Annotated in this window: 18 protein-coding genes; 12 read left to right on the forward strand and 6 right to left on the reverse strand. The window is 60.4% G+C overall.

The window, feature by feature from the left end; genetic code table 11:
* Nucleotides 1–346: 346 nt before the first annotated feature.
* The 6 genes from QP981_RS09580 (at nucleotide 347) to recR (ending at nucleotide 8045) form a co-directional block, all read left to right on the forward strand.
* Entirely contained in the window at nucleotides 347–1816 is a 1470-nt protein-coding gene (locus QP981_RS09580) for a SulP family inorganic anion transporter (RefSeq protein WP_284857940.1), read from the forward strand.
* A gap of 125 nt (nucleotides 1817–1941) precedes the next feature.
* Nucleotides 1942–3213 (forward strand): aspartate aminotransferase type Ic, encoded by a 1272-nt coding sequence (locus QP981_RS09585; protein WP_284857939.1) that lies wholly within the window; start codon nucleotides 1942–1944, stop codon nucleotides 3211–3213.
* Nucleotides 3214–3238: 25 nt separating this feature from the next.
* A complete protein-coding gene (locus QP981_RS09590; protein ID WP_049181430.1) occupies nucleotides 3239–3964 on the forward strand; it encodes a suppressor of fused domain protein in 726 nt (241 codons plus the stop codon).
* Between the two features lie 30 nt (nucleotides 3965–3994).
* On the forward strand, nucleotides 3995–6943 hold the full coding sequence (locus QP981_RS09595; RefSeq protein WP_284857938.1) for a DNA polymerase III subunit gamma and tau: 2949 nt from the start codon (nucleotides 3995–3997) through the stop codon (nucleotides 6941–6943).
* A 114-nt stretch (nucleotides 6944–7057) separates the two neighbouring features.
* Nucleotides 7058–7381 (forward strand): YbaB/EbfC family nucleoid-associated protein, encoded by a 324-nt coding sequence (locus QP981_RS09600; RefSeq protein WP_005511884.1) that lies wholly within the window; start codon nucleotides 7058–7060, stop codon nucleotides 7379–7381.
* Between the two features lie 37 nt (nucleotides 7382–7418).
* Nucleotides 7419–8045, forward strand: a complete 627-nt coding sequence (recR, locus tag QP981_RS09605; RefSeq protein ID WP_005511888.1) for a recombination mediator RecR — start codon at nucleotides 7419–7421, stop codon at nucleotides 8043–8045.
* 33 nt (nucleotides 8046–8078) lie between these two features.
* Here recR and QP981_RS09610 read toward each other — a convergent pair whose 3' ends face one another.
* The 4 genes from QP981_RS09610 to QP981_RS09625 form a co-directional block, all read right to left on the reverse strand.
* Entirely contained in the window at nucleotides 8079–8891 is an 813-nt protein-coding gene (locus QP981_RS09610; RefSeq protein WP_070429221.1) for a type 1 glutamine amidotransferase, read from the reverse strand.
* Nucleotides 8892–10301, reverse strand: a complete 1410-nt coding sequence (locus QP981_RS09615; RefSeq protein ID WP_284857937.1) for a MurT ligase domain-containing protein — start codon at nucleotides 10299–10301, stop codon at nucleotides 8892–8894.
* A gap of 105 nt (nucleotides 10302–10406) precedes the next feature.
* Nucleotides 10407–12161: a sensor histidine kinase gene (locus tag QP981_RS09620; protein WP_284857936.1), complete on the reverse strand. Its 1755-nt coding sequence runs from the start codon at nucleotides 12159–12161 to the stop codon at nucleotides 10407–10409.
* Nucleotides 12162–12236: 75 nt separating this feature from the next.
* A complete protein-coding gene (locus tag QP981_RS09625) occupies nucleotides 12237–12977 on the reverse strand; it encodes a response regulator transcription factor (RefSeq protein ID WP_284857935.1) in 741 nt (246 codons plus the stop codon).
* Nucleotides 12978–13144: 167 nt separating this feature from the next.
* Between QP981_RS09625 and QP981_RS09630 the strand changes: the two genes are divergently transcribed.
* From QP981_RS09630 to QP981_RS09640, 3 genes are read left to right on the forward strand one after another with little or no spacing between them, the layout of a single operon-like run.
* Nucleotides 13145–13975 carry a polyphosphate polymerase domain-containing protein gene (locus QP981_RS09630; protein ID WP_284857934.1) on the forward strand — a complete coding sequence of 277 codons (831 nt, stop codon included), beginning with the start codon at nucleotides 13145–13147 and terminating at the stop codon, nucleotides 13973–13975.
* A gap of 13 nt (nucleotides 13976–13988) precedes the next feature.
* Nucleotides 13989–14696, forward strand: coding sequence for a DUF4956 domain-containing protein (locus QP981_RS09635; protein WP_284857933.1), 708 nt, complete (start codon nucleotides 13989–13991; stop codon nucleotides 14694–14696).
* A 20-nt stretch (nucleotides 14697–14716) separates the two neighbouring features.
* A complete protein-coding gene (locus tag QP981_RS09640; protein WP_284857932.1) occupies nucleotides 14717–16498 on the forward strand; it encodes a CotH kinase family protein in 1782 nt (593 codons plus the stop codon).
* Nucleotides 16499–16513: 15 nt separating this feature from the next.
* On the opposite strand, the gene QP981_RS09645 is transcribed toward QP981_RS09640, so the two are convergent.
* Entirely contained in the window at nucleotides 16514–17854 is a 1341-nt protein-coding gene (locus QP981_RS09645) for an exonuclease domain-containing protein (RefSeq protein WP_284857931.1), read from the reverse strand.
* Between the two features lie 365 nt (nucleotides 17855–18219).
* Here QP981_RS09645 and QP981_RS09650 point away from each other — a divergent pair, with 365 nt between their 5' ends.
* On the forward strand, nucleotides 18220–19260 hold the full coding sequence (locus QP981_RS09650; protein ID WP_284857930.1) for a hypothetical protein: 1041 nt from the start codon (nucleotides 18220–18222) through the stop codon (nucleotides 19258–19260).
* A 118-nt stretch (nucleotides 19261–19378) separates the two neighbouring features.
* Here QP981_RS09650 and leuA read toward each other — a convergent pair whose 3' ends face one another.
* Complete coding sequence (gene leuA / locus QP981_RS09655; protein WP_284857929.1) at nucleotides 19379–21196, reverse strand: 2-isopropylmalate synthase; 1818 nt, start codon at nucleotides 21194–21196, stop codon at nucleotides 19379–19381.
* A 402-nt stretch (nucleotides 21197–21598) separates the two neighbouring features.
* Here leuA and QP981_RS09660 point away from each other — a divergent pair, with 402 nt between their 5' ends.
* Entirely contained in the window at nucleotides 21599–24232 is a 2634-nt protein-coding gene (locus QP981_RS09660) for a YhgE/Pip domain-containing protein (RefSeq protein WP_284857928.1), read from the forward strand.
* Nucleotides 24232–26547 (forward strand): YhgE/Pip domain-containing protein, encoded by a 2316-nt coding sequence (locus tag QP981_RS09665; RefSeq protein WP_284857927.1) that lies wholly within the window; start codon nucleotides 24232–24234, stop codon nucleotides 26545–26547. The genes QP981_RS09660 and QP981_RS09665 overlap by 1 nt, the downstream gene beginning before the upstream one ends.
* Nucleotides 26548–26551: the final 4 nt, after the last annotated feature.

The following is a 26551-nucleotide window of genomic DNA, read 5'->3' on the forward strand; positions in this document are numbered from 1 at the left end:
AACCTCGGCATCCAAAAAGGCTGGATCAAATAACCGCAACACGCCCGGAAAAGACACACTTTTCTTTACTTAACCCCACTTGTCGGCGGTTTCCTGTGATCTATCGATGTTTTTCGGCACTTATCCCCGCGATATTGGCCAGGCCATTTCACCTATCGATGAGCTATTCACTTATGGCCACGCTGCAGCGCATCGATAGGTGAATACCTTGGCCACAAGTGGTCGCGTTCGCTGGTCTGGAAGAATACTGTGCATGAGCGATGCAGACGACACGCGAGTGCCACCACAGACAACACGAGAACCGCTAGAAACACCAGCACCAGAAACCCGAGAAACCCCAGCGCCAATGGGCGTGTGGGACTCCTTCCGGTTCGCAGTTTCTTCACCGAAGCGCCTGCGCACCGAGCTGCTGGCCGGCGCGGCGGTGTCGTTCGCGCTGATCCCCGAGGTTATTTCGTTTTCCATCTTGGCGGGCGTGGACCCGGCGGTGGGGCTGTTTAGCTCGGTGATTATGGCCATCGTGATTGCCTTTACGGGTGGTCGCCCGGCCATGATTACTGCTGCCGCTGGTTCGGTTGCGCTCGTCGTCGCGCCGCTGTCGCGGACGTACGGGATGGATTACCTCATTCCAACGGTGCTGCTCGCGGGTGTGTTGCAGATTGCTTTTGCGGCGCTGGGTATCGCTAAGCTGCAGCGTTTCATTCCGCGCGCGGTCATGATTGGCTTTGTCAACGCGCTGGGCATCCTCATTTTCACTGCGCAGCTCGAGCATCTCATCGATGTGCCCTGGTTGGTGTATCCGCTGGTCGCTTTGGGTATTGCGATTATGGTGTTCCTGCCCCGCGTGTTCACCGCGATTCCGGCTCCGCTGGTGACTGTGCTCGTCGTCACGCTTGTTGCGGTGTTGGCGGATTGGCGCGTGCCGAACGTGAGCGATATGGGCGAGCTCCCGGAATCCCTCCCGCAGCTGCTGATCCCGAATGTGCCCCTGAGCTGGGAGACTCTGCAGCTGATTGCGCCGTATTCGGTGGGCGTGGCGATTGTCGGCATCATGGAATCGCTGATGACGGCGAAGCTCGTGGACGACATCACGGATACGCATTCGGACAAGACCCGCGAGACGTGGGGGCTGGGTGTGGCGAACATCGCGGGCGGTTTCTTCGGCGGCATCGCTGGCTGCGCGATGATTGGTCAGACGATGGTGGGTGTGAAGGAATCGTCGGGACGCACTCGCTTGACGACGCTCTTTTCCGGTGTCTTCCTGCTCATTCTGGTCCTTCTGCTCAGTTCCGCAGTTGGTGTGATTCCGATGGCAGCGCTGGTTGCGGTGATGGTCGTGGTGTCGGTGGACACGGTCGATTGGCGCTCGATCTCCCCGCGGACGTTGCGCCTGATGCCGCGTTCGGAGACGGCGGTGATGCTGGTGACGGTCATCGCCACGCTGGCGACGGATAACCTCGCCATCGGCGTGATTTCGGGTGTGGTCGTGGCGTCGCTGATGTTCGCGCGCCGTGTCGCTCACCTGGTCAGGATTGAAGTGCTTGACGACGACCCCAGCGCCCACTCCCGGACGTACAAGGTGCGGGGGCAGTTGTTCTTCGCCTCCAGTAACGACTTGGTGTACCAGTTCGACTACACCGATCCTGCGCAGCGGATTGTCATCGATATGTCGGAGGCTGAGATTTGGGATGCCTCCACGGTGGCGGCATTGGATTCGGTGCGGGTCAAGTTTGCTGACCGGGGCAAAGAGGTAGAAATTATCGGCTTGGAGGGGCCGAGTAAGCAGCGTCTGGATGCGCTGTCGGGGAAGTTGTAGAAATCCCAATCCGGGGTATGCCTTACACTTGGTTGCAAAGCCGGATGCGGCGCGGGGAAAAAGTTTTCCGTGCCAGTTTTGTCAGGTTTTAACTTATGTCCGATACCTGGGAGGGTGCGTACACCATGGCCGTGGATTCCTTCGATGTTCAGCAGTTGGCGGCACACAAGGATGAGTTTGCGAAGGCATATGAGGAACTGAAGTCCCGTAACCTCGCACTGAATTTGACTCGTGGTAAGCCGTCGTCGGAGCAGCTTGATTTCGCAAACGCCCTGCTGGGTCTCCCTGCGCCGGATTATATTTCGGCTTCTGGGGAGGATGTCCGCAATTACGGCAACGCCAAGGGCATTACTGATATCCGCGCTATCTGGGCGGAGTTGTTGGATCTGCCGGTGGAAAACGTCCTGGCACAGGATGCTTCCAGCCTGAATATCCAGTTTGACCTGATTTCGTGGGCCATGCAGTTTGGCAACGTGGACTCGGAGCGCCCGTGGAACGAGGAGCCGGTGCTGAAGTGGCTGTGCCCGGTTCCGGGGTATGACCGGCACTTTTCCATTACGCAGCACTTCGGCATTGAGATGATCCAGGTGCCGCTGAACGAAGACGGTCCGGATATGGATGTCGTGGAGAAGCTGGTTGCCTCTGACCCGCAGATTAAGGGCATGTGGAATGTCCCGATGTTCTCGAACCCGACGGGCGTGACCTACAGCGCTGAGGTCTGCCGCCGTCTGGTCCAGATGGAAACCGCTGCTCCGGATTTCCGTCTGATGTGGGATAACGCCTACATGGTTCACACGCTGACGGATGAGTTCCCGGAGATTCACAACGTCATTAAGTGGGCGGAAGAGGCGGGCAATCCGAACCGCGTGTGGGCATTCGGCTCGACCTCGAAGATTACCTTCGCTGGTGCCGGCGTTGCTTTCTACGCTTCTTCGGATGCCAACTTGGAGGATTACCTCAAGCACGCTGGTATCCGCGGCATTGGCCCGAACAAGGTCAACCAGCTGGCTCACGCCAAGTTCTTCGGTGACGCGGAGGGTGTGCGCGAGCAGATGCGCCGTCATGCAGGGTCGCTGGCTCCGAAGTTTGAGAAGGTTCTGCAGATTCTGGATGAGCGCCTGACGGAGTACGGCGTGGCAGAGTGGTCGAAGCCGACCGGCGGTTACTTCATCAACCTCGACGTGGTTGATGGCACCGCTCGTCGCGTGGTGGAGCTGGCAAAGGAGGCCGGCATTGCGCTGACCGGTTCGGGTTCTTCCTTCCCGCTGAAGCAGGATCCGAATGACCGCAACATCCGCCTGGCACCGTCGCTGCCTCCGATGGAAGAGCTCGAGGTTGCTATGGACGGCGTCGCTACCTGTGTGCTGCTCGCCGCCGCCGAGAAGGCGACTGCGTAGGCCAGGTAGGTCGGGATAGGACTATATGAACTTCGAAGAGACGAAGTTTTGGATCTCCGGGCTTTTCCCCGGAGAACCTGAGGTCGGCGAGTATGTGACGGAGCTGCCGGCCAGTGGTCGGCACGGGCAGGAACACGATTCGGCTCCACTTCGGGTCGCTGAGTTCCCGCTTTACGACGAGCCGGACGGCCAAGCGAACGAGCGTCGTCCGGAAACGGCAGCCGCCACGGTGGAGTTGGGTCGCAACTACTGTGGCCTAACGGGTGCCGCGCAGACCGATATCCGTGTGGAGCTTTTCGCCGTCGCCTACGCGGGCTTTCCCGTGGCCACCATGGTCGCGGCCGCGGGAGCGCTGGTGGAGGAAGAGCCGGAGTTTCTCTCGCCAATTCCGGGCCGTGTCATCCCGAATGCGGTGCGGCTGGTGTCCGATCGGGTTGCCGAGGTAGGGGAGTCGTCGTCAAGCACTGCCTTTACCGTGGCGCACGTGCTGTGCACGGTGCCGTATGTGTGGAGCGACGGGGTGCCAAATGTGTCTGAGATGCCGGGCAAGATCAGCCTGCATGAGGGCGATGTGGAGTCGCCGCAGGGACGCATGACCACGATGACGCAACTGGTGCCAATTACGGATGCGGAGCTGGTGTTTTATGAGCAGCAGGGGCCGCAGGCGCTGATGCAGAAGTTGGCCGAAGTAGATGCTGACCTGCGGGATTGGTGCCGTGATTCGGTTGTTTCCCAGGAGGGTTCGAACTAGCCGGTCCGGGGTGGAAGGTAGGCTGAGCACGTGGCTCTGTATAGGAAGTATCGTCCGGCATCGTTCGCCGAAGTGGTGGGGCAGCGGCACGTAACTGACCCGCTGTCGGCGGCGTTGGAATCTCGGGATGCGCAGGGGCGTCCCAACCGCATTAACCATGCGTATTTGTTTTCCGGGCCGCGTGGCTGTGGCAAGACCTCGTCGGCGCGCATTATGGCGCGCAGTTTGAACTGTGCGGAGGGGCCGACGGCCACACCGTGTGGCCAGTGTGCGTCGTGTCGTGCGTTGGCGCCGGGTGGTCCGGGCAATTTGGACGTTATTGAGCTGGACGCGGCTTCCCACAACGGTGTGGAAGATATGCGTGAGCTGCGGGAAAAGGCTATCTTCCAGCCGGCGGAGTCGCGCTACCGCATCTTCATTATTGACGAGGCACATATGATTACCGCCTCGGGTTTCAATGCGCTGTTGAAGATTGTGGAGGAGCCACCGGAGCACCTCATCTTCATTTTTGCGACCACGGAGCCTGAGCGTGTGCTGCCGACGATTCGCTCCCGTACGCATCACTACCCGTTCCGGTTGCTGACTCCGCCGGATATGCGCGGGTTGCTTGAACGTGTGGTGACGGCCGAGGGCGTGCAGGTGGACCCGGACGTGTATCCGCTGGTCATCCAGGCCGGTGGTGGTTCGCCGCGTGATTCGCTGTCGATTATGGATCAGTTGATCGCTGGCTCCGGCACCGATGGCGTGGATTATGAAACTTCTGCGGCCATTCTCGGTGTCACTGACAGCGTGATTATCACGGATGCGATCGAGGCGCTGGCAGCTGGTGATCGCGCGGCCATGTTTAGTGTGGTCGGGCGTGTGATTATGTCGGGTCAGGATCCGGCGCGGTTTGCCTCGGATCTCCTTGGACGGGTGCGTGATTTGCTGGTGCTCTCGGCGGTGCCGAATGCGCTGGAGCAGGGCTTGGTGGAGATTCCGGAGAGCCAAATCGACGGTGTCCTGGAGCAGGCCGGGACAATTCCCCCGGCTACCCTGACGCGCTTCACGCAGGTGCTCTCTGACGGCCTGCGTCACTTCCGCGGCGTGACTTCGCCGCGCCTGCTTCTCGAGGTCCTGTGCGCGCGCATGCTCCTGCCCGCCACCGAAGACTCCGTGGAGTCGCTGCTGCAACGCGTAGAGGCGTTGGAGCACGGCAGGCCCGCGCTTGCCGACGGCTCGGGGGCCGCAACCCCCGCAGCGGCACCGGCGTCTTCCGCCGCGGGGTCGGGGTCGGGTGCGGCTGAGGCCGATGCTTCGCCGATGCAGTCTGGCCAGTCGGCTCGTGAGGCGTGGCGCCAGCGGAATGCCCAGCGTAAGAAGGGGGCGCAGGCCCAGGGCAGTCGTGCTGGGCAGGCGGCGCCCGCGCAGGCATCGTCGCAGCCTCAGTCCCAGCCGGAACCTGTTCAGCAGCAGTCTGCACCAGCGGCACCGGTGTCGCAGGAGTCGGTAACTGAGCCGCAGCCTGCACCAGAAACACCTACTGCGCCCGCTGAACAGCCTACGCAGGCTACGCCGGCCGAATCAGTTGAACAGTCTCAGCAGGCCGAACAACCGCAGCAGCCTGAACCGGCTGAGCAGCCGATGTCCGAGGAAGAAGCACAGGCGGAGAAGATTCGTGAGTTCCGTCGGAAGATGGCGGAGCATGCCCGCATCAGCGAGCAGCAGACTCGGGCGCAGCTTGCGCAGGAGCGTGAGCAGCAAACCCGCGAGCGTGAGGGGGAAGGCGGCTCGATGTCGATTGTCGAGGAGGAGCCAGTTGTCTCTGCCTCGCCAACCCACTCTGAGCAGCCAACTCAGGCCGCCCAGCCCGAGCAACCAGTCCAGCCTGAGCAGCCAACGCAGACTACTCAGGAACCGGAATCGCAGCCGGCACCGCAAGTTCAGCAAGCACCAGAGCCAGTACCGCAACCGAAGCCGGAACCAACACCACAGCCGGAGCCCGAACCTGCACCCGCCGGTATCGAGCAAATCCGCGAGCACTGGCAGGAGATTCTCGCAGCAGTCGACGGACAGCATGCGTTCCCCATTCGCGTGTTGGCCGAGCAGGCGGTACCGCTCGATGTCGAAAACGACACGCTCGTCATTGGGCACAGCACAGGAGCGCTCGCTACCAGGCTCAATACGCCTGATTACGCTCAGGCGCTGTCCGCTGCAGTGAAGCAGGTGACGGGCTTCAACGGCCAGGTGCACTGTGTCGTCGGTACGCGCCCGCGCGCACCGCGCTCAACAGCTACTGGTGGTGGTTCCGGGGAGGATGATTCGTCGTCAAGAGGTTCGTCCTCGCCGAACGACACCGCCCCTGCACCGACACCAGCAGCACCAGCGCAACCAGAGACATCTGAGCAGCAGGTACAGCAGCCGCAGCCAGGCCCGCAGCGGTCGTCGGCATACGCATCCGTTGTTGAGCGCCGTGCCAAAATCGAAGCCGCCAAGCGTGCTGTGATGGGACAGCAGGCAGGCCACGACCAGCCGGCACAGCCACATCAGCCAAGCCAACCAAGCCAGCCAGCTCAACCGAACCCGAACCCGGCCCAGCAACAACCGCAGCAGCCAAATCAGCCGCAGTCATTCCTGCGCGCGGCCCAGGCCAATGCGCAAGCAAACGCTCAAGCAAACGCCCAGGCCCAGGCCAATCAGGATTCGGGCTTCGGCGGCGTCCCGCTGCCACCAGAGCCGATGGAGGAGTTCGCTCCACCAGAGGGCGCAGAGGGCACAGAGAGCTACAGTTCGCGCAACCCGTCCAACTACAACTCCAACGCCAACACCAACTACAACCCGGTTCCCCAAACCCCGCAGGACAACAACTACGAAGAGGACACCTCCGAGTATTTCGAGGCCGCGAACGAGGTCGGGTCTCTCGATCACCGCTCGCTAAAGGACGTGGTCATGGAGATGCTGGAAAAGGAGCTGGGAGCCAAACCGCTGGAAGACCGCTAGAGCCGTTAGAATGGGGCGGCGATGCGCGTCGTAAAGCATGGGCGATGAGCCTTAGAAGCGTGCGCGTAACTACAAATCAGCACGTAAAGATCACAATAGTTAGGAACATTAATTATGACTCAGCCAGATATGAACGCAATTCTGCAGCAGGCACAGCAGATGCAGGCGCAGCTGCAGGCAGCACAGCAGGAGATCGTCGCTTCCACCATCGTCGGTGAGGCCGGCGGCGGTCTGGTCAAGGTGACTATGCAGGGCTCGGGCGAGGTCACGGACATCGCCATTGATCCGAAGGTCGTTGACCCGGAGGATGTCGACGGGCTGCAGGACCTGGTTCTCGCTGCTTTCCAGGACGCTACCGCTAAGGTGCAGTCGCTGGCGGAGCAGAAGATGGGCCCGCTGTCCCAGGGCTTCGACGGTCTCGGTGGCCTCGGTTTCTAAATTAGCTTTTCAGACCAGTATTTGTAGGTAATTATCATTGTTCGAGGGACCACTCCAAGATCTCATTGATGAGTTCTCGCGCCTGCCGGGCATCGGCCCGAAGTCAGCTCAGCGTATCGCTTTCTACCTGATGAAGGCGGAGCCGGAGGACATCGGCCGGCTCCAATCCGCGCTTGGTCGGGTGCGCGAGGGTGTGCAATTCTGCCGGGTCTGCGGCAACATTTCGGAAACCGATGTGTGCCAGTACTGCTCGGACACACGCCGCGACCGAGGTTTGGTGTGCGTCGTTGAAGAGGCGCGCGATATCCAGGCCATCGAGCGCACGGGGGAGTACAACGGTCGCTACCACGTGCTCGGCGGGGCGCTCGATCCGCTTGGCGGCATCGGTCCGAACGAGCTCAATATCCGCACGCTGTTGCAACGTATCGCAGGCGTGCTTGACGACGTCGACGAGACCCAACCCCCAGAAATCCACGAGGTCATCATCGCGACTGACCCCAACACCGAGGGCGAAGCCACCGCGACCTATTTGGCCCGGCTGCTGCGGGACTTCCCGGATCTCGAGGTAACTCGGTTGGCCTCCGGCATGCCACTGGGCGGGGACCTGGAGTTCGTCGATGAACTGACCCTGTCCCGCGCGCTGACGGGCCGGCTGAAGGTTTAAGGCCTCCAACCGGCCGCGCGCGAAACTACAAGACTAGCGCTCGCTCTTCGGACGCGGCTTGGACAGGATGCGTTCTTCGCGCAGCTTATCCACTACCTCGAGGTCTAGCGGAGCCAGGCTCGACAGGTCCTGGTTGGTCGCGCGGGCCAGCAGCAGATCAGCCAGCTGCGGATTGCGAGCCAACACAGGTCCGTGCAGGTAGGTACAGATAATCGAGCCCTGCACCGCGCCTTCGGCGCCACCGGTCGGTGTGAGTGCAGAAACATCCACTCCCGGAGCAATCCCGGAGTCCGCCTGCTCCACTTCCGGTCCGGTATTGCCCACGCCACGGACAACCCGACCAAGCGGCTTCGCATCGGCACCCAGGGTCGTGCGACCCATGTGGTTTTCGAAGCCAGTCAGTGGGCTGGCGTCGACGTCGTCAAGCAAACCGTTCGTGGGATCGACGAGCGTGCAGATTTCGCCGATTGCGCGCGATTCCAGCGAATCGGTGGTGCAATCGACAAGGCCGAGACCTGCGACGTCGCGTCCGCCCGCGCGGAAGGAATTGCCGAAGATCTGGAAGCCCGCGCAAATCGCGAGGATCTGCTTCCCGGCCTCGGCTGCCTTTTTGATGCCGCCGTCATTGATCAGATGCTCCACCGCGATGGTCTGCGCGACGTCTTCGCCGCCGCCGACGGTGTAAATATCCAGGTCGGTGGGGACGGCATCGCCCAGCTTGATCGGGACAATCTCGGCGTCAATCCCACGCATCCGCGCGCGTTGCCGCAGCACCAGCGCATTTCCGTCATCGCCGTAGGTGCCCAGCACGTCCGGGAGGATCAGGCCGATAGACAGCTCGCTCATTTACTTTTCCTCCTGTGCTCGTTCGATGTCGCGCTTCAAATCGCGGAAGGCGGTGTAGTTCGCCAGCACCTCAACTCGGGTGACGCTTGACGACGACCCCCGCGCCTCACACGACCGGATCGCCTGCAGCGGATTTGCGACCAACCTCGCATCAATGCCCGCATACAGCAACCGCACCGCGAGGTCAGTCCCGCGTTCGCCCGCGGATAACACATCCATGCCGTCGAAGTCCTCGAAGCGGACATCCCACAGCCAGGACAGGTCCTCGCCGTCAGCGACGTGACCGTTGACTGCGATGACCACTGCATCCGCGGTGCGGTCGACCATGGACAGCGCCTCCTGCCAGCCCGCGGGGTTCTTGGCCAGCAGCATGCGCACGTGCTTCTCGGCGCCCTTGTCATCCCGAACAACCATGGTGGAGTAGCGACCCGCAACGTTGTCGACGGTCTCGGTGGCCCGGAGGGATTTCTCCAGGTCCGCGCCCATATCGACAGCGCCCGCGATCGCCAAGGTGGCGTTGCCGCGGTTGGCATTGCCCGGCAGCGTGAGGTTCATCGGCAGGGTGTCGCCAGCAGGCGTGATGACGCCCTCCGCAGTGATGCGGTAGTCCGGCTCTGGCCGCTTGAACTCCGAGCCGTCCGGGAGTGGCTTCACGGCGTACCAGTTGTGGCCGTCCTGGATGATGGGGCCGCCGGTGCGTGGGGAAGAGGTGGCATCGTTGGTCCAGCCACCGCCCGCGGAGACCCAAATAACCTTCTTGGCGTCCCAGGCAGCCGACGCGATGAGTGGGTCGTCGCAGTTGGCGATGACCGTCGCCTGCGGGTTAGCGTCCACCGCAGCGCGGAGTGTGGCCTCAATCTTGTTGATCTCGCCGACGCGGTCGAGCTGGTCGCGGGAAAGGTTCAGCAGCACCAGGACCTGCGGTTTCAGGTCCTCTGCGATGTGCGGGACGTGCAGCTCATCGACCTCCAGGACCAGGCTGTCCGCATCGGGAGTGGCGAGCAGCGCGGAGATAATACCCGCGTCCATGTTGTCGCCGCCCTCGTTGGTGGCCACGTTGTGGCCAGCGGCGCGCATGGCGGCCGCGAACATGCGGGTGGTGGTGGACTTGCCGTTGGTGCCAGTGATGATCGCGGCCGGGCGTCCCTTGCCGAGGGAAGCCAGAATGCGCGGGTCAATCTTCTGCGCAATCAGGCCACCGATCATGCCACCCGCGCCGCGGCCGGACTTCCGGGAAGCCCAGGTGGCGGCGTGAGCGGCGGCAGTCGCAAACCGAGCGCGCAGGCGGGCGCCGGTGCCGCGCAGGCCACGAGAACTATTCGAGTCGCGGGAGCCACTCGAAGCAGTACCGTGCGGGCTGGCATCCGCGCTATCAGCGGAATGCGATTGCGGAGAGGTGCCATTTGTCATGTGTGTAAATATTACGCGCACGAAAGGGCTAGGCCTAAGAAGCAGGCCTGCGAGGCCTGATGGGATTTGTGGGCGGGTTGGGGGGTGCTGGTTGGCAGCGGCAAATCACAGCGGCAATCGGATAGTAAACACACAACCGTGGTCATGCTGGTGCGCGGTTTTCTCGTCAGCACTTGAGGTATCAGCTGTGTGCGAGTCAAGAGTAATCGTGCCTCCGTGAGCTGCGATAATCTCACGCACAATCGCTAGTCCCAGGCCAGAGCCACCACCTTGGTGTCGTGACCGTGATTGGTCGAGACGTTCAAAACGTTGGAAGACTCGCCCCTGATCAGCAGCGGGAATTCCTGGTCCGGTGTCGGAAACAGTGATTACCGCGTCGGTGCCGTCGGCATCGAGAGCAATGCTGATACTCGCAGTATCTGGGGTATGCACACATGCATTGGTGACCAGGTTGGCTACGGCCTGGCGCAGCCGGGCTTCGTCTCCAGACGGGCGTGGATCAGCATTAATGCGCACGGCAATATTGCGGTTGGGATAGCTGGCGCGGGCGCTGGCGGCGCAGTCATTGATAACAGTTGCCAGATCCACTGGCTCATCAGCAATCGGCCGGGCGGAGTCGAAGTGGGCGAGGGACAGTAAGTCTTCAATCAGTGACTTCATACGTCCGGATTCGTTGTAAATCATTTCCATCGCCGGTTCAGCTTCAATCGCACCCTGTTGGTAGAGCTGCGAAAAGCCGCGTACCGACGTCACCGGAGTACGTAACTCATGCCCGGCATCGGCGACAAATTGTCGCATCCGGCGTTCGGATTCACGCGCAGCCTGCTCGGAGTTCGAAGCCTGCGTAAATGCCTCGTCGAGCTGGCCTGCCATGTAGTTGAAGCTCCGGGACAGTGAGCCGATTTCGGTGGAGACTGGTTGCTCCGGCACCTGGACATCGAAACGACCGGTGGCGATGTCACCTGCAGCAGTTTCAATGTCTTTAAGAGGCTGAAGCCACCGTCTGATAATCCAGCTGGAAGCCACGATGAGAAGCAGCAGCACGGGGATGCCGCAGGCTACTTGGACAATGATGAGCAGCTTGATGGTCTGGTAGACCTGCTGTTCCAGCGTCATAGCAATTACTACTCGAGCTGGTGTAGTAGCCGCATCAGAGTCGACGGCGGGATCCGGACTGGTGGCCGACGTGGAAGGAGCCGGTTCACTCGAGCCAGCAGGCAACACAATGACGCGCCAACTGCCACTGCCATCGGTGGAGCTGACTGTGAATGGTTGTTGGGCTGCTACTTCAGCATTGTGTTTTCCGGCGGTATCGGTCCATTCTGCGCGACTGTCGCCCTGGCCGTCGCCCTGGCCGTCACCACTGTCACCGCCGCCATTCGCGGAGCTGGCATCCTTGTTAAGGCTTAAGGAAAAATCCGGCGTCGACGTTGAGTCATTAATTGTGGTGAGAACAGCACCAGTTTCGGAATAAAGCTGGACGTAGAAGGGTGATGGTGGTCGATCCAGTGAGGGGCGATCCACAGCGGGACCGCCCTGAGCGGGTTGTCCAGGTGCCACCGGTGGAAGTGGAGCCCCGCCCTGAGACGAGTCTGGCTGTGGCTTCACCCAATGATGCGACGCCTCTAGCAGGGATTTATCGACATCTTCGAGCAATTGGGCTCGCACCGTCAGAGTCACGGCGATAGCGCTGAGTACTAATCCGGTGGCAAGCGTCACCGCTAGCAGCACTAGTAGGGCCCGACGCAGCGGCTGCCGTGCTAACGCCCGCTGAATCGTACCCATTGACCCCATCGCCCTCATCGAGCTTCCGGAGGTGCTGCGCTGTCTGCTCGAATCAGTACCGCGATTGTTCTTCATCAACGTCGATGCCTTTTTATTGTTGCCCCAGTGCTGGGTAATGAATGTGGGAGGTCGTGTGGTCTCTGCCTGTTTCTACCGTGGTTCGCGCAGCACGTAGCCGACTCCGCGGACAGTTTGGATGTAGTGCTGCGGACCTCGGTCAATTTTTCGGCGCAAATAAGAAATGTAGGTTTCCACCAAGTTGCCATCGCCGCCGAACTCGTAGTGCCAAATATTGTCCAAGATAGTTGCCTTAGACAGCACCACTCCGTGATTGATAATGAGAAAACGTAGTAGTGAGAACTCAGTCGGGGAGAGCTCTACCAATTCATCTTGGTAAAAGGCCTCGTGGGACGCGTCGTCAAGCCGAAATGGGCCGAAGGAGACGGCGGTGTCTTCAGCTTCGGGAAGCCCACCTGTGCCACGTCGCAGCAGCACATATACACGGGTGACGACTTCCTCTAGATCGAAGGGTTTGGTGACGTAGTCATCTCCACCCATGGTCAGTCCCTTGATTTTGTCATCGACGCTGTCACGGGCGGTCAGGAAAAGCACCGGCGCGCTGATACCTGAGGCGCGCAGTTTAGTTAGGGTTTCGAAGCCGTCGAGGTAGGGCATCATGACGTCAAGGATGATGACGTCGGGACCAAATTGCTTTGCGACGTCTATTGCGGCGCGTCCATCAGATGCAGTGGCGACCTCAAACCCTTGGAAGCGCAGGCTGACTCGGAGCAGCTCGACAATAGCTGGTTCATCGTCGACAACAAGTACTCGATGACCAGCACCCGGTTTCGCCGTGTCTGCTGGAGTTTTACCAGTGAGGGCATTGTCCATGGGAGCCTTCTTTCTCTTGCCGTTCTATTAACGGAGGTGTTACCAGCATCGCCGATAGAACTTGAATCTACCTGGTGGAAACCTGGGAAAAACCTGGACGCCCAGTCACAGGAAATTTCCAGGTAGCTTTCCGGAGGTTTTGATTCCGGGGCGGTCAAATAGTGCCCATGAGACACAGATTCAACCGCTTTGAGAATAAGTACCTCATTGCCGAAGATCAGCTGCCGCAGTTGCGTCACGCGCTCGCCGATCACCTTGAGCCGGATCCGCATCAACCCGAAGGCGGTGCTCGAGTGGAGTCGCTGTACTTCGATTCTGCTGACCTCCGCTGCTACTGGGAAAAGATCGAGGGACTGAAGTTCCGCCGCAAGGTACGAATCCGCCGCTATGGCGATGGGTACGCGCAGTGGGACAGCCCGGTGACCGTGGAAGTCAAGCAGCGCGTGAATCGCGTAACCCAGAAGCGTCGACTGGAGCTGAAGTTCGGTGAGGCTCTGGCGCTCTGCGATGTCACCGGCGACAGTGCAGGTATTCGCCTGGGTGCGGATGCCTTGCGCGACAGCGTCGGGGCTGAGCACCACAGCCTGCTTGCCGAAGTTGAAGCCATGGTTACCAGCTACCAGCTGCGCCCGATTGCAACCACTTCGTACATGCGTGAAGCCTACTTTGGGCGCGATGCCGAAACCGGCATTCGAGTGACCTTCGACCACAACGTGTGCGGGCGCGACCGTGATTTTCTACTCGGCAGCAGTGAGGCTGATGTGCCCACGGTGCCAGTGGGGATGTGCGTGATGGAAATCAAGGCCGATGAACGCCTGCCGCTATGGCTAACCGATCTGACCGCACGCTATGGCCTAGACATCGTGCGGATGTCGAAGTACTGCCAAACCATTGAGGCTTTCAAGCAACGTCCAGCTTCGGCTTCCGGCGCCGTCGATCCCATTTTTGACGCTGACCGCCGCGCACTGACCCACACCGCCCCTGCTCTTACTTTCTGAAAGGACCACCTTCATGGATACCTCTAACCTTTTCAACCTCAACTTCCAGGATCTCTCCGGCACCTTCTCGCTTGCCGACGTTCTCATCTCGCTGTCACTGGCATTCATTCTGACCTCGATTGTCGGAGTGGTTTACCAGAGAACGCACAAAAACGTCTCCTACTCGCAGTCCTATGTACAAACACTGGTGCTCATCGGCATGGTGCTCTCAGTAATCATGTTGGTGGTTGGCTCCAACATTGCCCGCGCATTTGCGCTGGTGGGTGCGCTCTCAGTGGTGAGGTTCCGTAATGCGGTGAAGGAAACCCGCGATGTCGGGTTCATTTTCCTGGCCATGGCCATCGGTATGACCACCGGTACCCGTTTCTACGCCCTGGCAATTGGTGCAACCGCGCTCATTTGTACGGCCTTGGTTGTGATGTACCGCTTCAACTGGTTCCGACTGGACATTCAGCGACAGGTCATCAAGGTCCAGATTCCTGCTGAGGGAGTGAGCCAGACAGAAAGCACTCGCCAGGTCGAGATGGTACTCGCGGAATTCTGTGACTCCTTTGAGCTGGTCACTGCGGAATCTGTGCGTGGTGGTGCTCTGATTGAGCTCTCTTACACCGCACAGGTACGCAAGTCCGTTGCGCCTCAGGAGGTCGTTGCGAAGCTTCAGGAAATCAACTTTGGTCAGAAGGTCAGCGTGCTGACCGGGCATGACCAGACCGACATTTAAACAGCTAAGGAATTTCAGCCATGCCAGTGTATAAAAAGGCGCTATGGCGGATGAATCGACGCCTGGTGGCAGGGTCTGCCGCGGTGCTCATCGCAGTTGGCGGAATCGCAGGATCAACCACGGTGATGCCATATATTTCGTCGGAGTTTAATACTGCGGCGTCGCAAAGCACCTCGGTAATCGACGTCGGCAGTGGCACGACTTCGCTTTTCGACGACACCAGCGCCCATTCCATCAGTATTCAAATTGACCAAGACGCGCTTGACGAGATGCTCAGTGACTACCAGGAAGATGGTGACAAAACCTGGGAGAAGGCCACCGTCACGATTGATGGAGTGACCATCGAGGACGTGGGAGTCAGGCTGAAAGGTAACTCCACGCTGCGCGCGCTGTCCGGCAATGGTGCCGGTGGCTCGGGTGGCGAACAGGGTGGTGGCCCGGGTGGCTCGGGCGGCGAACAGAATGGCGCACAGGGCGGTGGCCCGGGCGGAGCTGAACGGCCAGATATGCCAACCCCACCGGATGGCGTTAGCGCGCCGGGCGGCACCAGCGGAGATGCGACAGCGGATGCCGCGAACTTCCCCGCACCGCCAGCTGGCGCCCCGTCCGGCGAGGAAATGCCTACTGGAGCGTCGCAGGGAGACATGAGTGAACCCGGACAGATGGGCGAACCCGGGGCAATGGGTGGCCCGGGCGGAGGCGGAATGGATGCTGGAATCAGCGAAGACGATGCCTCTACATACCCACTGCTGCTGAGCTTCGATAAGTACCAAGAAGGACGCACCTATCAGGGGATGAGCCAGCTTTCAGTGCGACCAGGCACGGACACTCTCTCTGAGGCTCTCGCATTGAATCTGACCGCACAGACGGATCAAGTCAGCCAGCAGGGAGCATTTGTGACCTACAGCGTTAATGATTCGGATACTACGACGCGACTGGTCATTGAGAATCCCGATGAGAACTACGCTGACGAGTTGGGCAATGGGGTGCTGTTCAAGGCCGATGCCCAGAGCAAATTCAGCTACCAAGGCGACGATCAGTCTGACTACACCGACCAGTTCAAACAGCTCAATGGTGAAGGCAGCTCCGATGTGCAGCCAATCATTTCCTTTTTGAAGTGGCTGGATTCCGCTGATGAGGAGGAGTTTGCAGAGCACCTCGGGGACTATCTGGATGTGGAGTCTTATGCCCGTTACCTGGCTACCCAGAATCTTCTGGTCAACCAGGACGATATGGAAGGTCCGGGCCGAAACTTCTATCTCTGGTACGACAATGACACTGGGCTGCTGAGCGTCATTTCGTGGGATCTCAATATGGCGATGGCCGGGCAGACCAGCGCTGATCCGACTGATTCCGTCACCATGGGCGGCGGCGGGCAGCCCGGCGGTCAAGGCGGCCCCGTAGGCGCTGGCGACGCTGGCGACGCTGGCGGCGGGCAACCCGGCGAACTCGGCGGAGAACGTGCTTCCGCAACCGCAGAAGGCGATAGCAACGAAGCCACGGACGCGGATGCCGCTGACAGCACCGAGAGTGATTCCTTGCGATCTCGCTTTCTGGCTATCGAAGAGTTCTCCGACCTCTACCAGCAGGAATACTGGGATCTCTATGATCAGATTTTCGCGTCAGGAGTAGCTTCCCAGACCGTGCAGACTCTGGCAGCAGCCATGCCCGTAACCGATGCCGTCACGGCGGAGGCCATCGAGCAGCAGGCAAGCCAGCTGCAAAACTGGATCACTTCTCGCAGCGATTATTTAGCCACGGTTCGCAACAACGATGAGGCAGATGGAGCAGAGTCTGTTTAGCGCCGCTGAATAGCCCTACTTCTCCATCTCGCCGACCAGCCGCAAGAACGCCTCATCGGAAACGATCGGAATGTCCTTCCGGTGGGCATGCATGGCCTTGCCCGTCAGTTGATCCGGAGTCACATCTGCAGGCCGGTTACACACCAGCACCGACGACTCCCGAGTGACCTTCTCCGAGTACGCCAGCCCAGCCCGCACACCCGCCGCAATCAACTCATCCGGGTCCAGCGACACCTCTGGCGCCACGACGAACTCCATGCCCTCCGCGAGCTTCCGCCCCGGTGTATAGCGGCCGGGGTTCTCCACGGGGCGCGGTGCCTCCATCGCGTCGACACGCACTGCCGAGCGCTGCAGGCCCACAATGTCTTCGCGCAGCTGGTCGGGCGTGTACATGTTCAGGGTTGCGCCCGCATCGAGCCCGCCCTGTGCGCGGAACAGCGCAAGCGTGGTGGTGACGTCATCCAACGTCCGCACTCGCTCCGGCACCGAGATGCCAGCAATCGATGCCTCGGGCGAAGGCACATCGAGGCCATAGGCGCGCGCGACGGCGCGCAGGCGTGCGTCGTCAAGCCGTTTGCCCTGGCGACGCGCCGTTTCCAACGTATCGGCAATCCGTGCGGGCGCCGGAATCCGCGCGACGCGAGTGCGCGTACGACGACGCCCCCGCTTATTCCGCGCGGATCGCTCACGATTCGCTTGACGACGGGCCCTCTTGGCCTCGGCAACTATAAAACCCCAGACCAGCGGCGCATTATGAGCAACCAACGTGCGCCCATCGAGCGCGTGCGCGAGCTTGGCCTGGATCACCCCGAATTTCGGTGCCCCCTCGAAGTCCGCGGGCTCGAGGCCGTGGAGGTGTGTCGGGCCGGGATCCTCGGTGGGATTGATGACGACATGCCAGGTGTCCACGATGTTGCCGCTACTGTCGGCGGTGGACACTCCCAGGCTGACCAGCCGAGACGTCTTGGGATGGATGCCCGTGGCCTGGATGGACACGATTGCGTAAGGAGCTTCCTCCGCCGACGAGAACTGTTTGTGTTCGTCAGCAGCCTTTGTTGCGGCGGTCTCGGCTGTGGCGGGTGTGGTTGTGGCCGGTGTGGGTGTGCCAGCGGTACTCGCGCCGGTTGCGATTGCGCCGGTAGCAGCCGCGCTGGTCGTGGCCGCGTCGGTGGTGGTTGAGGCCGGCGTAGCTGCCTTGGTCGTGGCTGCGTCCGTTGTGGTGGAAGCCGGTGCTGTTGGTGGTGTTTTCGCGCCCGCTGCCGACGCGCGTTGAGAACGGCGACGATTCCGCCGCCGCCTCTTCGTCTGAGAAGAGGTCCCAGTCGCTTTGCGCTCCTCGCGCGCCGATTCAGTCATGCCTCAAGACTAGCGGGTGCGCTCACCCGCGGAGAAAGTGACTAGGTTTATGACACTTTGAGCACAAAATTTGCCACGAAAGTGTCATAAACCTAGTCAGTAACTTGGGCACTAGCTCGGCCTCAAGCTCAGAAGGACCGGGGGATCCGGTCACACGGGTCCCGTAAACCACGCAAACTACAAAAACCACGCAAGCCCCAATAGTTTTTCCCCCGACTGGGTGCTCAGCCGAAAAGGAATGGAACCGCGAGGGCAATTTCCGCGCCTTATTAAATAGGGGCCACAAAACAGCGCCACAAAAATAAGGACGAAATAACTACCACGGGGCAACAGCCACAGGACAACAACCACGGGGCGGGGGAGAAATGGTCAACAGGAAACGCAAGCAACTGGTGGCGGACCAGTTTGGAATCATTAGGCCGGATGACCAGCCGGGGAATGGATACCGCGAGGTCGCAAGGCAAGCGCGGGCCGGTTATCTGGAGCGGCTTTGCCGAGGTCACTATGTAGTCGCGCACGCCTGGGAGGGGCTCCACCGCGAGAAACGCCTGGCTATTACTGCTTTGGCGGTGGTCTCCGAGACGTCGTCAGGCGTTATTTCGGGAGCTGCAGCGCTGGCCTTGCACGGTTCGTGGGTGCTGGTGCGCGATGCGAAGATTGTGGTCGTGGGCGGGAGTCAGGAGTTCCACGGCATCGACTATTGCATGCGCTTGCGCTCGGAGATCCATCTGGATCACACGCAGGGGCTCGCGGACCGGCGGGTCGCGGTGCTCGCGCGTGCGGCCTTCGATGAGTGCCGCGTCCGGTTCAGGCAGAAGGGGCCGGAGTCCGTGTCGTGGCGGGCGGCGGTGTTGGCTGTCGAAGGTGCGCTGCGGCATGGCGCCACGCGCGATCAGCTTGAGGAGCTCCCGGTGCATTATCCCAGCGTGCGGGGCCAAGAGCTGTTTCACCGTGCGCTCGCGGTCTGTCATGGTCGCTGCGAAACGCCCGGTGAGGCGCTGACTAAAGCCGCTCTTCTCGAACTCGGCCTGAAATTCCACGAGCAAGCCGAAATTTGGTCGCGCGGCACCAGCCACGATCCGCCGCACTTTCTCGCCCGCGTGGATTTTTATATCCCCGACCTGCTGCTTGTCGTGGAGTTCGATGGCCACATCAAGTATTCGGCGAGCGAGGTCGCGCCGACGCCCGAGGCTCAGTCCGAGCTGCTCACGCGGGAGACCTACCGCGAGCGCTCGCTGCGCGCAACGGGTCTTGATGTCGCGCGGGTGGTGTGGAAAGAGGTGGAACTGCACGCAGTTCGCTTATCGACGCTCCGTTCAATCCTCATCGAGCGCGAACACGTGGTAGCCGCAGGTGGGGTGACTTTCCGTGCGGATGTGCGCAATGCCGGCCCGTTGATTGGGTAGCGGGGCCGAGGGACCGCTGGATAGTTTGCCCCAAAAAGAAACTGACTAGGTTTATGACACTTTGAGCACAAATTTTGCCACGAAAGTGTCATAAACCTAGTCAGTAACTATGCGGAGTTTAAGCCAGTGCGCGGTTGACCGCGCTGGTGACTGCCTTCAGCGACGCGTAGGTGATAGAACCAGCGATGCCGGAGCCCCAGACCTTGGTGCCGTTGACATCTGCGAGGACGTAGGCCGCAGCCTCGGCGTCGTCACCTGCAGTGCGAGCGTGCTGGACGTACTCCTGAACCTCGACGTTGATGCCGAGCTTCTCCAGGGCGTTGGCGTAAGCGGCCAGCGGGCCGTTGCCGACACCCTCAACGGTCTGCTCCTTGCCCTCGTAGACGATGTGAGCCTTGATCTTGGTGGCGTCCGACTCGTTCTGAGGGGCATCGACAGTCAGGGCAATCTGCTCGAGCGGAACCTCGCGGTCCAGGTACTCACCTGCGAAGATGTCCCAAATCGCCTTGGAGTTGACCTCGCCGCCCTCGGCGTCGGTGACTGCCTGCACGACGGAGGAGAACTCGACCTGCATGGAGCGCGGCAGGTTCATGCCGTGGTCCGTCTTCATGATGTAGGCCACGCCGCCCTTGCCGGACTGGGAGTTCACGCGAATAACGGCCTCGTAAGAACGACCGACGTCCTTCGGGTCGATGGGCAGGTAAGGAACCTCCCAGGTCACCGCGCGCAGGTCCTCGTCGGAAAGCTCCTTGACGGCAGCGCCCGGGCGGACCTTGTCTGCCATTGCGTCGAGGCCCTTGTTCACGGCGTCCTGGTGGGAACCGGAGAAAGCGGTGAAGACCAGGTCGCCGCCGTACGGGTGGCGCTCCGGCACGCGCAGCTGGTTGCAGTACTCGACGGTGCGGCGGATCATATCGATGTCGGAAAAGTCGATTTGCGGGTCGACGCCCTGGGTCAGCATGTTCAGGCCCAGGGTGACCAGGCAGACGTTACCGGTGCGCTCGCCGTTGCCGAAGAGGCAGCCTTCGATGCGGTCTGCGCCGGCCATGTAGCCCAGCTCGGCGGTGGCGATGCCGGTGCCGCGGTCGTTGTGCGGGTGCAGCGACAGAATGATGGAGTCGCGGCGGTTGAGGTTGCGGTGCATCCACTCGATGGAGTCTGCGTAGACGTTCGGAGTGATCATCTCCACGGTCGACGGCAGGTTGATGATGATCGGGTTGTCCGGCGTCGGGTCGATGACATCCACCACGGCGTCGACAACTTCCTTGGCGTACTCAACCTCGGTGCCGGTGTAGGACTCCGGCGAGTACTCCCAGCGCCAGTTGGTGTCCGGGTAGTCCTTCGCGATGGTCTTAATCAGCTTCGCGGCGTCGGTGGCAATCTTCTTGATTGCGTCCTTGTCCTTACGGAACACAACATCGCGCTGCAGAATCGAGGTGGAGTTGTAGAAGTGAACGATGACGTTCTTGGCGCCGGCACATGCCTCGAAGGTGCGGCGAATCAGGTGCTCGCGAGCCTGAACCAGGACCTGGATGGTGACGTCGTCCGGAATCATGTTCTTCTCAATGATCTCGCGCACGAAGTTGTAGTCGGTCTGGGAAGCGGACGGGAATCCGACCTCAATTTCCTTGTATCCCATCTGGACCAGCAGCTCGAACATGCGGCGCTTGCGCTCCGGGCTCATCGGATCAATCAGTGCCTGGTTGCCGTCGCGCAGGTCGACGGCACACCAAACCGGAGCCTTAGTAATGCGCTTGTCCGGCCAGGTGCGGTCCTTCAGCTGGAAGTCCTGAACTTCCTGGTCGTAAGGCAGGTAGCGGTTGGTTGCCATCTGGGAGTTGCGCTGCTTATTCCAAGCAGGCTGTCCTTCCGGAATCTCGCCAGCAGGAGTGGAGATTACAGAAGGAGCGGAAATAAAAGCATCGGAAGGAGACATGTTGTGGGCCTTTCTAATTCGGACTTTTCTTGTAGGCCGGCACAACTAACCCCGCGACGGGGAGCCGGCCTTAAACCCAAGCCCCGCCGCGGCATAGAAGCAGTAGTCCGCGTTGCATGTGATGTACCTTACCCCGTTGGTTATATGAATTTCATCATTCGGGGGTTTTAGTGGGGGAAATATGCGCGGGTTTCTGTGCCGTAAGAGTTACGTGCCATAAGGGGTGAACGGCGTTGTCGACGGCTCCCAGTCAACCACCCCGCCCAGTCCGCCTGCTCACTCCACCCAGTGCGCCCACTCACCCCGCCCAGCTCAGTCATCCACTCAACTCATCCCGCCCAGCGATAGTTCTAAAACTAGTACCAATGTATTTAGCGGGGTAAAGATGATAGCGTCCTAAAGGTGCAAACTAGCTGGTCTATTCTGAAGCGAGACTTGCGCCGTCTCCGCAATAGCCCAAGAGTGTGGGTGATCATCATCGGCGTGATGATTACCCCTGCCTTGTATTCCTGGTTCAACATCCCGGGCTTCTGGGATCCGTACGAGCACACCGAGAACATCGGCGTGGCAATTGTGAATGAGGACAAGGGCGCGAGTTCCTCGGTTACCGGAAGTCTCAATATCGGTAACCAGGTGGTCAAACAACTAAAAGAAAATCATGAACTGGGCTGGCAGTTCCCCGATGCCGAGAAGGCAGACCGAGATCTAAAGCGCGGCAAGGTCTATGCCGAAATCACCATTCCGCCGAATTTCTCGCAGGAAATGGTCGATCTAATCCAAGGGCAGGGGCATCCAGCAAAACTGACCTACCGCGCTAACCAGAAGATCAACGCAATCTCGCCGCACATCACGGCGCAGGGCGCGTCCGGCATTGATGGTCAGATCTCCGCTTCCTTTAATAAGGAGATCGCGAAGGCGGTCACCGAGCAGGTCAAGGAAGCTGGCGGTCTGCTGCAAGGTCGGTTCGATGCGGCCCGTCTTAATTCCGCTGATGCTTTCCAGGATGTCGCTGATGCGGTTGCCAATAGCCGCGATGAAGTCGGCGCTATCCAGGAGCAGATTGGCGATCTGCAGCCGACGATTGCGCAGATTAAGAAGACTCTTGGCAGCGTAGATACGGCCCTCGACGATGCCCAGGATGCGTTGACGCAGGTGCAGGCGATTACTGGTGAGCTCAACAACGAGGTCCTGAATTTCTCCGCGGATCTCAACGATGCCTACCTGCAGGGCAGTACCGCCCTGGTAGAGGGCACCGGCAATGCCAACGCCGCGATCGGCGCGATGACTGGCAATCTGCAGGGCGCAATTTCCCGTTCGGATTCCGCGACGGCTGCGGCGGAGGACATCGTCAAGCAGGCGGATCAGGTCATTGGTGGGCTGAATTCCCTGTTGGATGCCAGCCCGCTCAACGGCCCGGATAAGCAGGCAATCCAGCGCACCATCGATGCGCTCGACGAGAGCAACGCCACCAATAAAGAGCTGGTGGAGGGCCTGAAGAACGTCTCCGGCTCGGCGCAGGGAACTCTCGACTCCCTCAACGCCACCAGCGAGGCATTGGCGCAGGCCACCAAGGACGGCAAGGCCGCCTCGGATCAGATCCGCGAGGCGTCCCAGGACGCGCTCCCGCAGTTGAGCAGGGCGCTTAATCAGCTCAACGCGCGCGTGGGCTCGTACGCGGCGGCGCTCGGCGCGCAAAAGGACACCGTCCGGGAAACGTCCGCGCTTCTCGACGCTACGAGTGGGCAGCTTTCCGCTGCGACTCAGGTCCTCGAGAGTTTCAAGGCTGACCTTGATGGTGTGCGCGATGGCCTGGAAACTGCGCGTCTCGATGTTCTTACCCTGGGTACCACCGAAGAGCGCGAAGCCATGAACATGGTCAATGACCTCGACCCCGAGGGAATTTCGCAGTTCCTGAGCGATCCGGCCGAGATCCAGACTGAGGCCGTGTTCCCGGTGGATCACTACGGCTCGGGTATGGCGGCGCTGTTTACCAACCTGTCGTTGTGGATTGGTGCGTTCATCCTGATTGTGATTTTCCGCGTGGAAGTTGATGCGGAAGGTTTCAAGGAAATCACGGTGGGCCAGGCGTACATGGGCCGCACATTGCTGCTGGGCATCATCGCTATTTTCCAGGCGCTGATTGTCTCTATCGGTGACATTGTCATTGGTGTGCAGCATGTCAGCGCGGTTGCGTTCGTCCTCACCTGTGTCGTGGTGGAGTTGTGTTATCTCGCCATTATTTACAGTATGGTGGCGGCATTTGGGCACGTGGGACGCGGTATCGCCGTGGTGCTCGCGTTTATTCAAATCCCTGGTGCCGCCGGTCTCTATCCAATTGAGATGACACCGGACTTCTTCCAGGCACTGAATCCGTTCTTGCCGTTGACCTACGGTATTGATGCTCTCCGCGAGACAATTGGTGGTTTCTACTCCAATTACTACCTGAAGAACATGCTCACCCTAATGGTCATGGCAGTGATCGCCTACGTGGTCGGCTACTGGCTGCGCCGCAGCTTGTCCTCGGTCAACGTCTTGGTTAACCACCAGCTTGAAGAGGGCGGTCTGGTCAACAACGAAGAAGTCCATCTGGTCGGTAGTGGGTACAAGCTCAGTGACCTGGTCTTCGCGCTGCGCAACCGCGAGGAGTACCAGACGCGAGTCGATGAGCGGATGGAGAACCTGCGTGGCAGCTACACGCTGTTCATGCGCATTGCCATTGGTGTCGCAGTGGTCGCCCTGGTGATACTGGGTATTCTGGCCCGCAACTACCCGGATCAGAAGGCCCTGTTCTTCGGTCTAGCCTGCCTGTTCGTACTGCTCTGCCTCGCTTACATCGCGGTGCGCGAGTACGTCAAGCAGTCTGTGATTCACGCCCAGGAGCTCAGCGAGCTGTCGGAGGAAGAGCTGCGCGCCTACATGGAGCACCAGACTTCCCATCCGCATGCGTACTCGTTGGAAAATGCTGGCGATACGTTTGAGCCACAGACGAAGGTGTCGTCGGCAAGCGTGAAGACTTCCCCAGAAGGTGAAGCCTAATGAAAAACGTTCTTGAAATTGTGCGGAACGACTTTCGGGTGATCCGCCAGAACACGATGACCGGCATCATGGTTTTCGGTCTGGTGCTGATTCCGCTGCTGTTCACCTGCTTTAACGTGCTGGCCAGCTGGGAGCCGTTTGAGAACACCGAAAAGCTGAAGATTGCGGTCGCCAGTAATGACCGCGGTCATCGCACGGATATCGGTGCGATTGACCTCAACTTGGGCAATGAGGTGCTGTCGAAGCTGAGCCGTAATCACGACATTGACTGGCGGATTACGGATTCCAATGACGCCATCGATGGCACCAAGTCCGGTGACTACTACGCGGCAATCGTGCTTCCGGAGAACTTCAGTACCGAACTGATGACCTTCTACGTCCGCGGTACCAAGGCGCCGAAGCTGACGCTCTATACGAATGAGAAGAAGAACGCGCTGTCGTCGATCATTACGGGCAAGGGCGCGAGTGGCGTTATTCAGGAGATCGATAAGAACTTCACGCAGGTCGTCGCCAGCGTTGGTTTGGGCGCAATCACCTCGCTGGATGAGTACCTGGACACCTCCGACTCCAAGCAGGCGCTGACGCGCGTGCAAAACCGCGTTGATGACACCGCCGCGCGACTGCGCTCTGGCGCGCAGACTGCTCGTTCGCTGTCCACGCTGGTGGAGACCACCGTGCCGCTGGTGGAGACCGCGGATTCCATCTTGGAAAACGCTGGTGCGCGGATGGATATTCTGCGCAACGGTTCCGGTGACGGCAACGTCGCCGGCGATCTGGAGGCCGCGGTCGGCAATGTTCGCGGCTCGGTTAGCACGGCGCTCGGCGCAACGCAGGCGAGCTATGAAGGCGTGCGCGATCGGGTCAACGAGCTTGTCGACGGCAGCCAGGCCACCAGCGGCGCTGCCGCGGATACCTTTGATGCGATGGCGGCCAAGTTCGGCCAGCAGGCCGATGGTCTGACTGCGATGCGCGACCACCTGGAAGACACTGTTGGGGCAGTGGTTCCGGGTATCGCGAAGCCGGGCTATGACCATGCAATCTCCGACTTGAACACCTCGATCGCTCGCACCCGTGGGCTGCAGGAGAGTTTCTCTGCCGTGGCAGCGGATTTGCGTGGTGGTCGGGATACGGGATCGTCGATAAGCCAGGCGAAGGACGCTTTCACGGCTGCGATTGCCGCTGTGGAAAATGCCAAGAACTCCTACGAGCAGAACCTGCGTCCGCAAATCGACGCGCTGTCGGAGCCGGTGTCGCGACTGAGCAATGACATCGAGGTCATTGGCGAGGACATTCGTGGCATCCGCGGTACGCTTTCTGGCTCGCCGGTGGATACGCTGCGTAGGACCAGCGCTGCCACGATGGGCTTGAGCAACCGCTTTGATGATCTGGCCGCTCGTTTCGACGAGATCCACAACGCGCTGGAAGAGGCGAAGGACACCGGTGATCTCTCGCGCATTGCCGCGGCCATCGGTGACGACCCCAGTGCCCTGGCAGCGCAGTTGGCCGCGCCGGTGCAGGTCGAGGAAGACCCCGTCTTCCCAGTCAAGAGCTTCGGTGCGGGCATGGCGCCGTTCTATGCGACGCTCGCACTGTGGATCGGTGCGCTGCTGTCGTCGGTGCTGATTCGCACCACGGTGCGTAGCCGCGGCGCTCAGAAGGTCGGCGATGAGGTCGGTGCTGATGAGGTCGAGGCCGCGGTCGATGAGGCGCAGAGCGATGCAGCCGCTGAGGTCGGCGATGATGCTGACGCCGAGGCCGTCGAGCCCAGCGACCAGCAAATTAACGCTGCCCAGACCGATGACTACACCCGCGTCGAGAAGTACTTCGGCCGGTTCGCCACCTTCGCCACCGTTGGCTTGGTTCAGGCCACGCTGATGGTGTTGGGACTCCAGGTGTACGTGGACGTCGATCCCGCACACCGATTCCTGATGCTGCTGGCCGGCTGGATGATCTCGCTGGTGTTCATGATGATCGTCTTCTCGTTCGTCTTCACCTTCGACAACGCCGGCAAGGCCATCTGCGTGCTGTTGCTGGTGATGCAGGTCTCGGCCGCAGGTGGCGCGTATCCGCTGCCTCTGGTGCCACAGTGGGTCCAGAACATTAGCCCGTGGCTGCCGGGTACCTACGCGATTGACATGTTCCGCAGCTCCATCGCCGGTATTTACGAGGCCGACTACTGGAAGCTGATGTTCATGTTGGCGCTGTTCATCATCCCGTCGCTGATCCTGGCACTGGGCCTCCAGCGCATCTTTGAAAAGGGAATCAACGAGATCAAGGACGCAATCGGGGAGACGAAGGTGATGGCCACCTCGTAAGGGG

The sequence above is a fragment of the Corynebacterium sp. MSK047 genome (assembly GCF_030232285.1).
Classification (GTDB): Bacteria; Actinomycetota; Actinomycetes; order Mycobacteriales; family Mycobacteriaceae; genus Corynebacterium; species Corynebacterium jeikeium_D.

What these genes read in the sequence shown, in the direction of transcription:
- QP981_RS09610 (WP_070429221.1), bottom strand. Translation starts at nt 8,891, where the DNA reads ATGAGCGAGCTGTCTATCGGCCTGATCCTCCCGGACGTGCTGGGCACC.
- QP981_RS09590 (WP_049181430.1), top strand. Translation starts at nt 3,239, where the DNA reads ATGAACTTCGAAGAGACGAAGTTTTGGATCTCCGGGCTTTTCCCCGGA.
- QP981_RS09615 (WP_284857937.1), bottom strand. Translation starts at nt 10,301, where the DNA reads ATGACAAATGGCACCTCTCCGCAATCGCATTCCGCTGATAGCGCGGAT.
- QP981_RS09620 (WP_284857936.1), bottom strand. Translation starts at nt 12,161, where the DNA reads ATGAAGAACAATCGCGGTACTGATTCGAGCAGACAGCGCAGCACCTCC.
- QP981_RS09585 (WP_284857939.1), top strand. Translation starts at nt 1,942, where the DNA reads ATGGCCGTGGATTCCTTCGATGTTCAGCAGTTGGCGGCACACAAGGAT.
- QP981_RS09635 (WP_284857933.1), top strand. Translation starts at nt 13,989, where the DNA reads ATGGATACCTCTAACCTTTTCAACCTCAACTTCCAGGATCTCTCCGGC.
- QP981_RS09650 (WP_284857930.1), top strand. Translation starts at nt 18,220, where the DNA reads ATGGTCAACAGGAAACGCAAGCAACTGGTGGCGGACCAGTTTGGAATC.
- QP981_RS09645 (WP_284857931.1), bottom strand. Translation starts at nt 17,854, where the DNA reads ATGACTGAATCGGCGCGCGAGGAGCGCAAAGCGACTGGGACCTCTTCT.
- leuA (WP_284857929.1), bottom strand. Translation starts at nt 21,196, where the DNA reads ATGTCTCCTTCCGATGCTTTTATTTCCGCTCCTTCTGTAATCTCCACT.
- QP981_RS09665 (WP_284857927.1), top strand. Translation starts at nt 24,232, where the DNA reads ATGAAAAACGTTCTTGAAATTGTGCGGAACGACTTTCGGGTGATCCGC.
- QP981_RS09600 (WP_005511884.1), top strand. Translation starts at nt 7,058, where the DNA reads ATGACTCAGCCAGATATGAACGCAATTCTGCAGCAGGCACAGCAGATG.
- QP981_RS09640 (WP_284857932.1), top strand. Translation starts at nt 14,717, where the DNA reads ATGCCAGTGTATAAAAAGGCGCTATGGCGGATGAATCGACGCCTGGTG.
- QP981_RS09625 (WP_284857935.1), bottom strand. Translation starts at nt 12,977, where the DNA reads ATGGACAATGCCCTCACTGGTAAAACTCCAGCAGACACGGCGAAACCG.
- QP981_RS09630 (WP_284857934.1), top strand. Translation starts at nt 13,145, where the DNA reads ATGAGACACAGATTCAACCGCTTTGAGAATAAGTACCTCATTGCCGAA.
- QP981_RS09580 (WP_284857940.1), top strand. Translation starts at nt 347, where the DNA reads ATGGGCGTGTGGGACTCCTTCCGGTTCGCAGTTTCTTCACCGAAGCGC.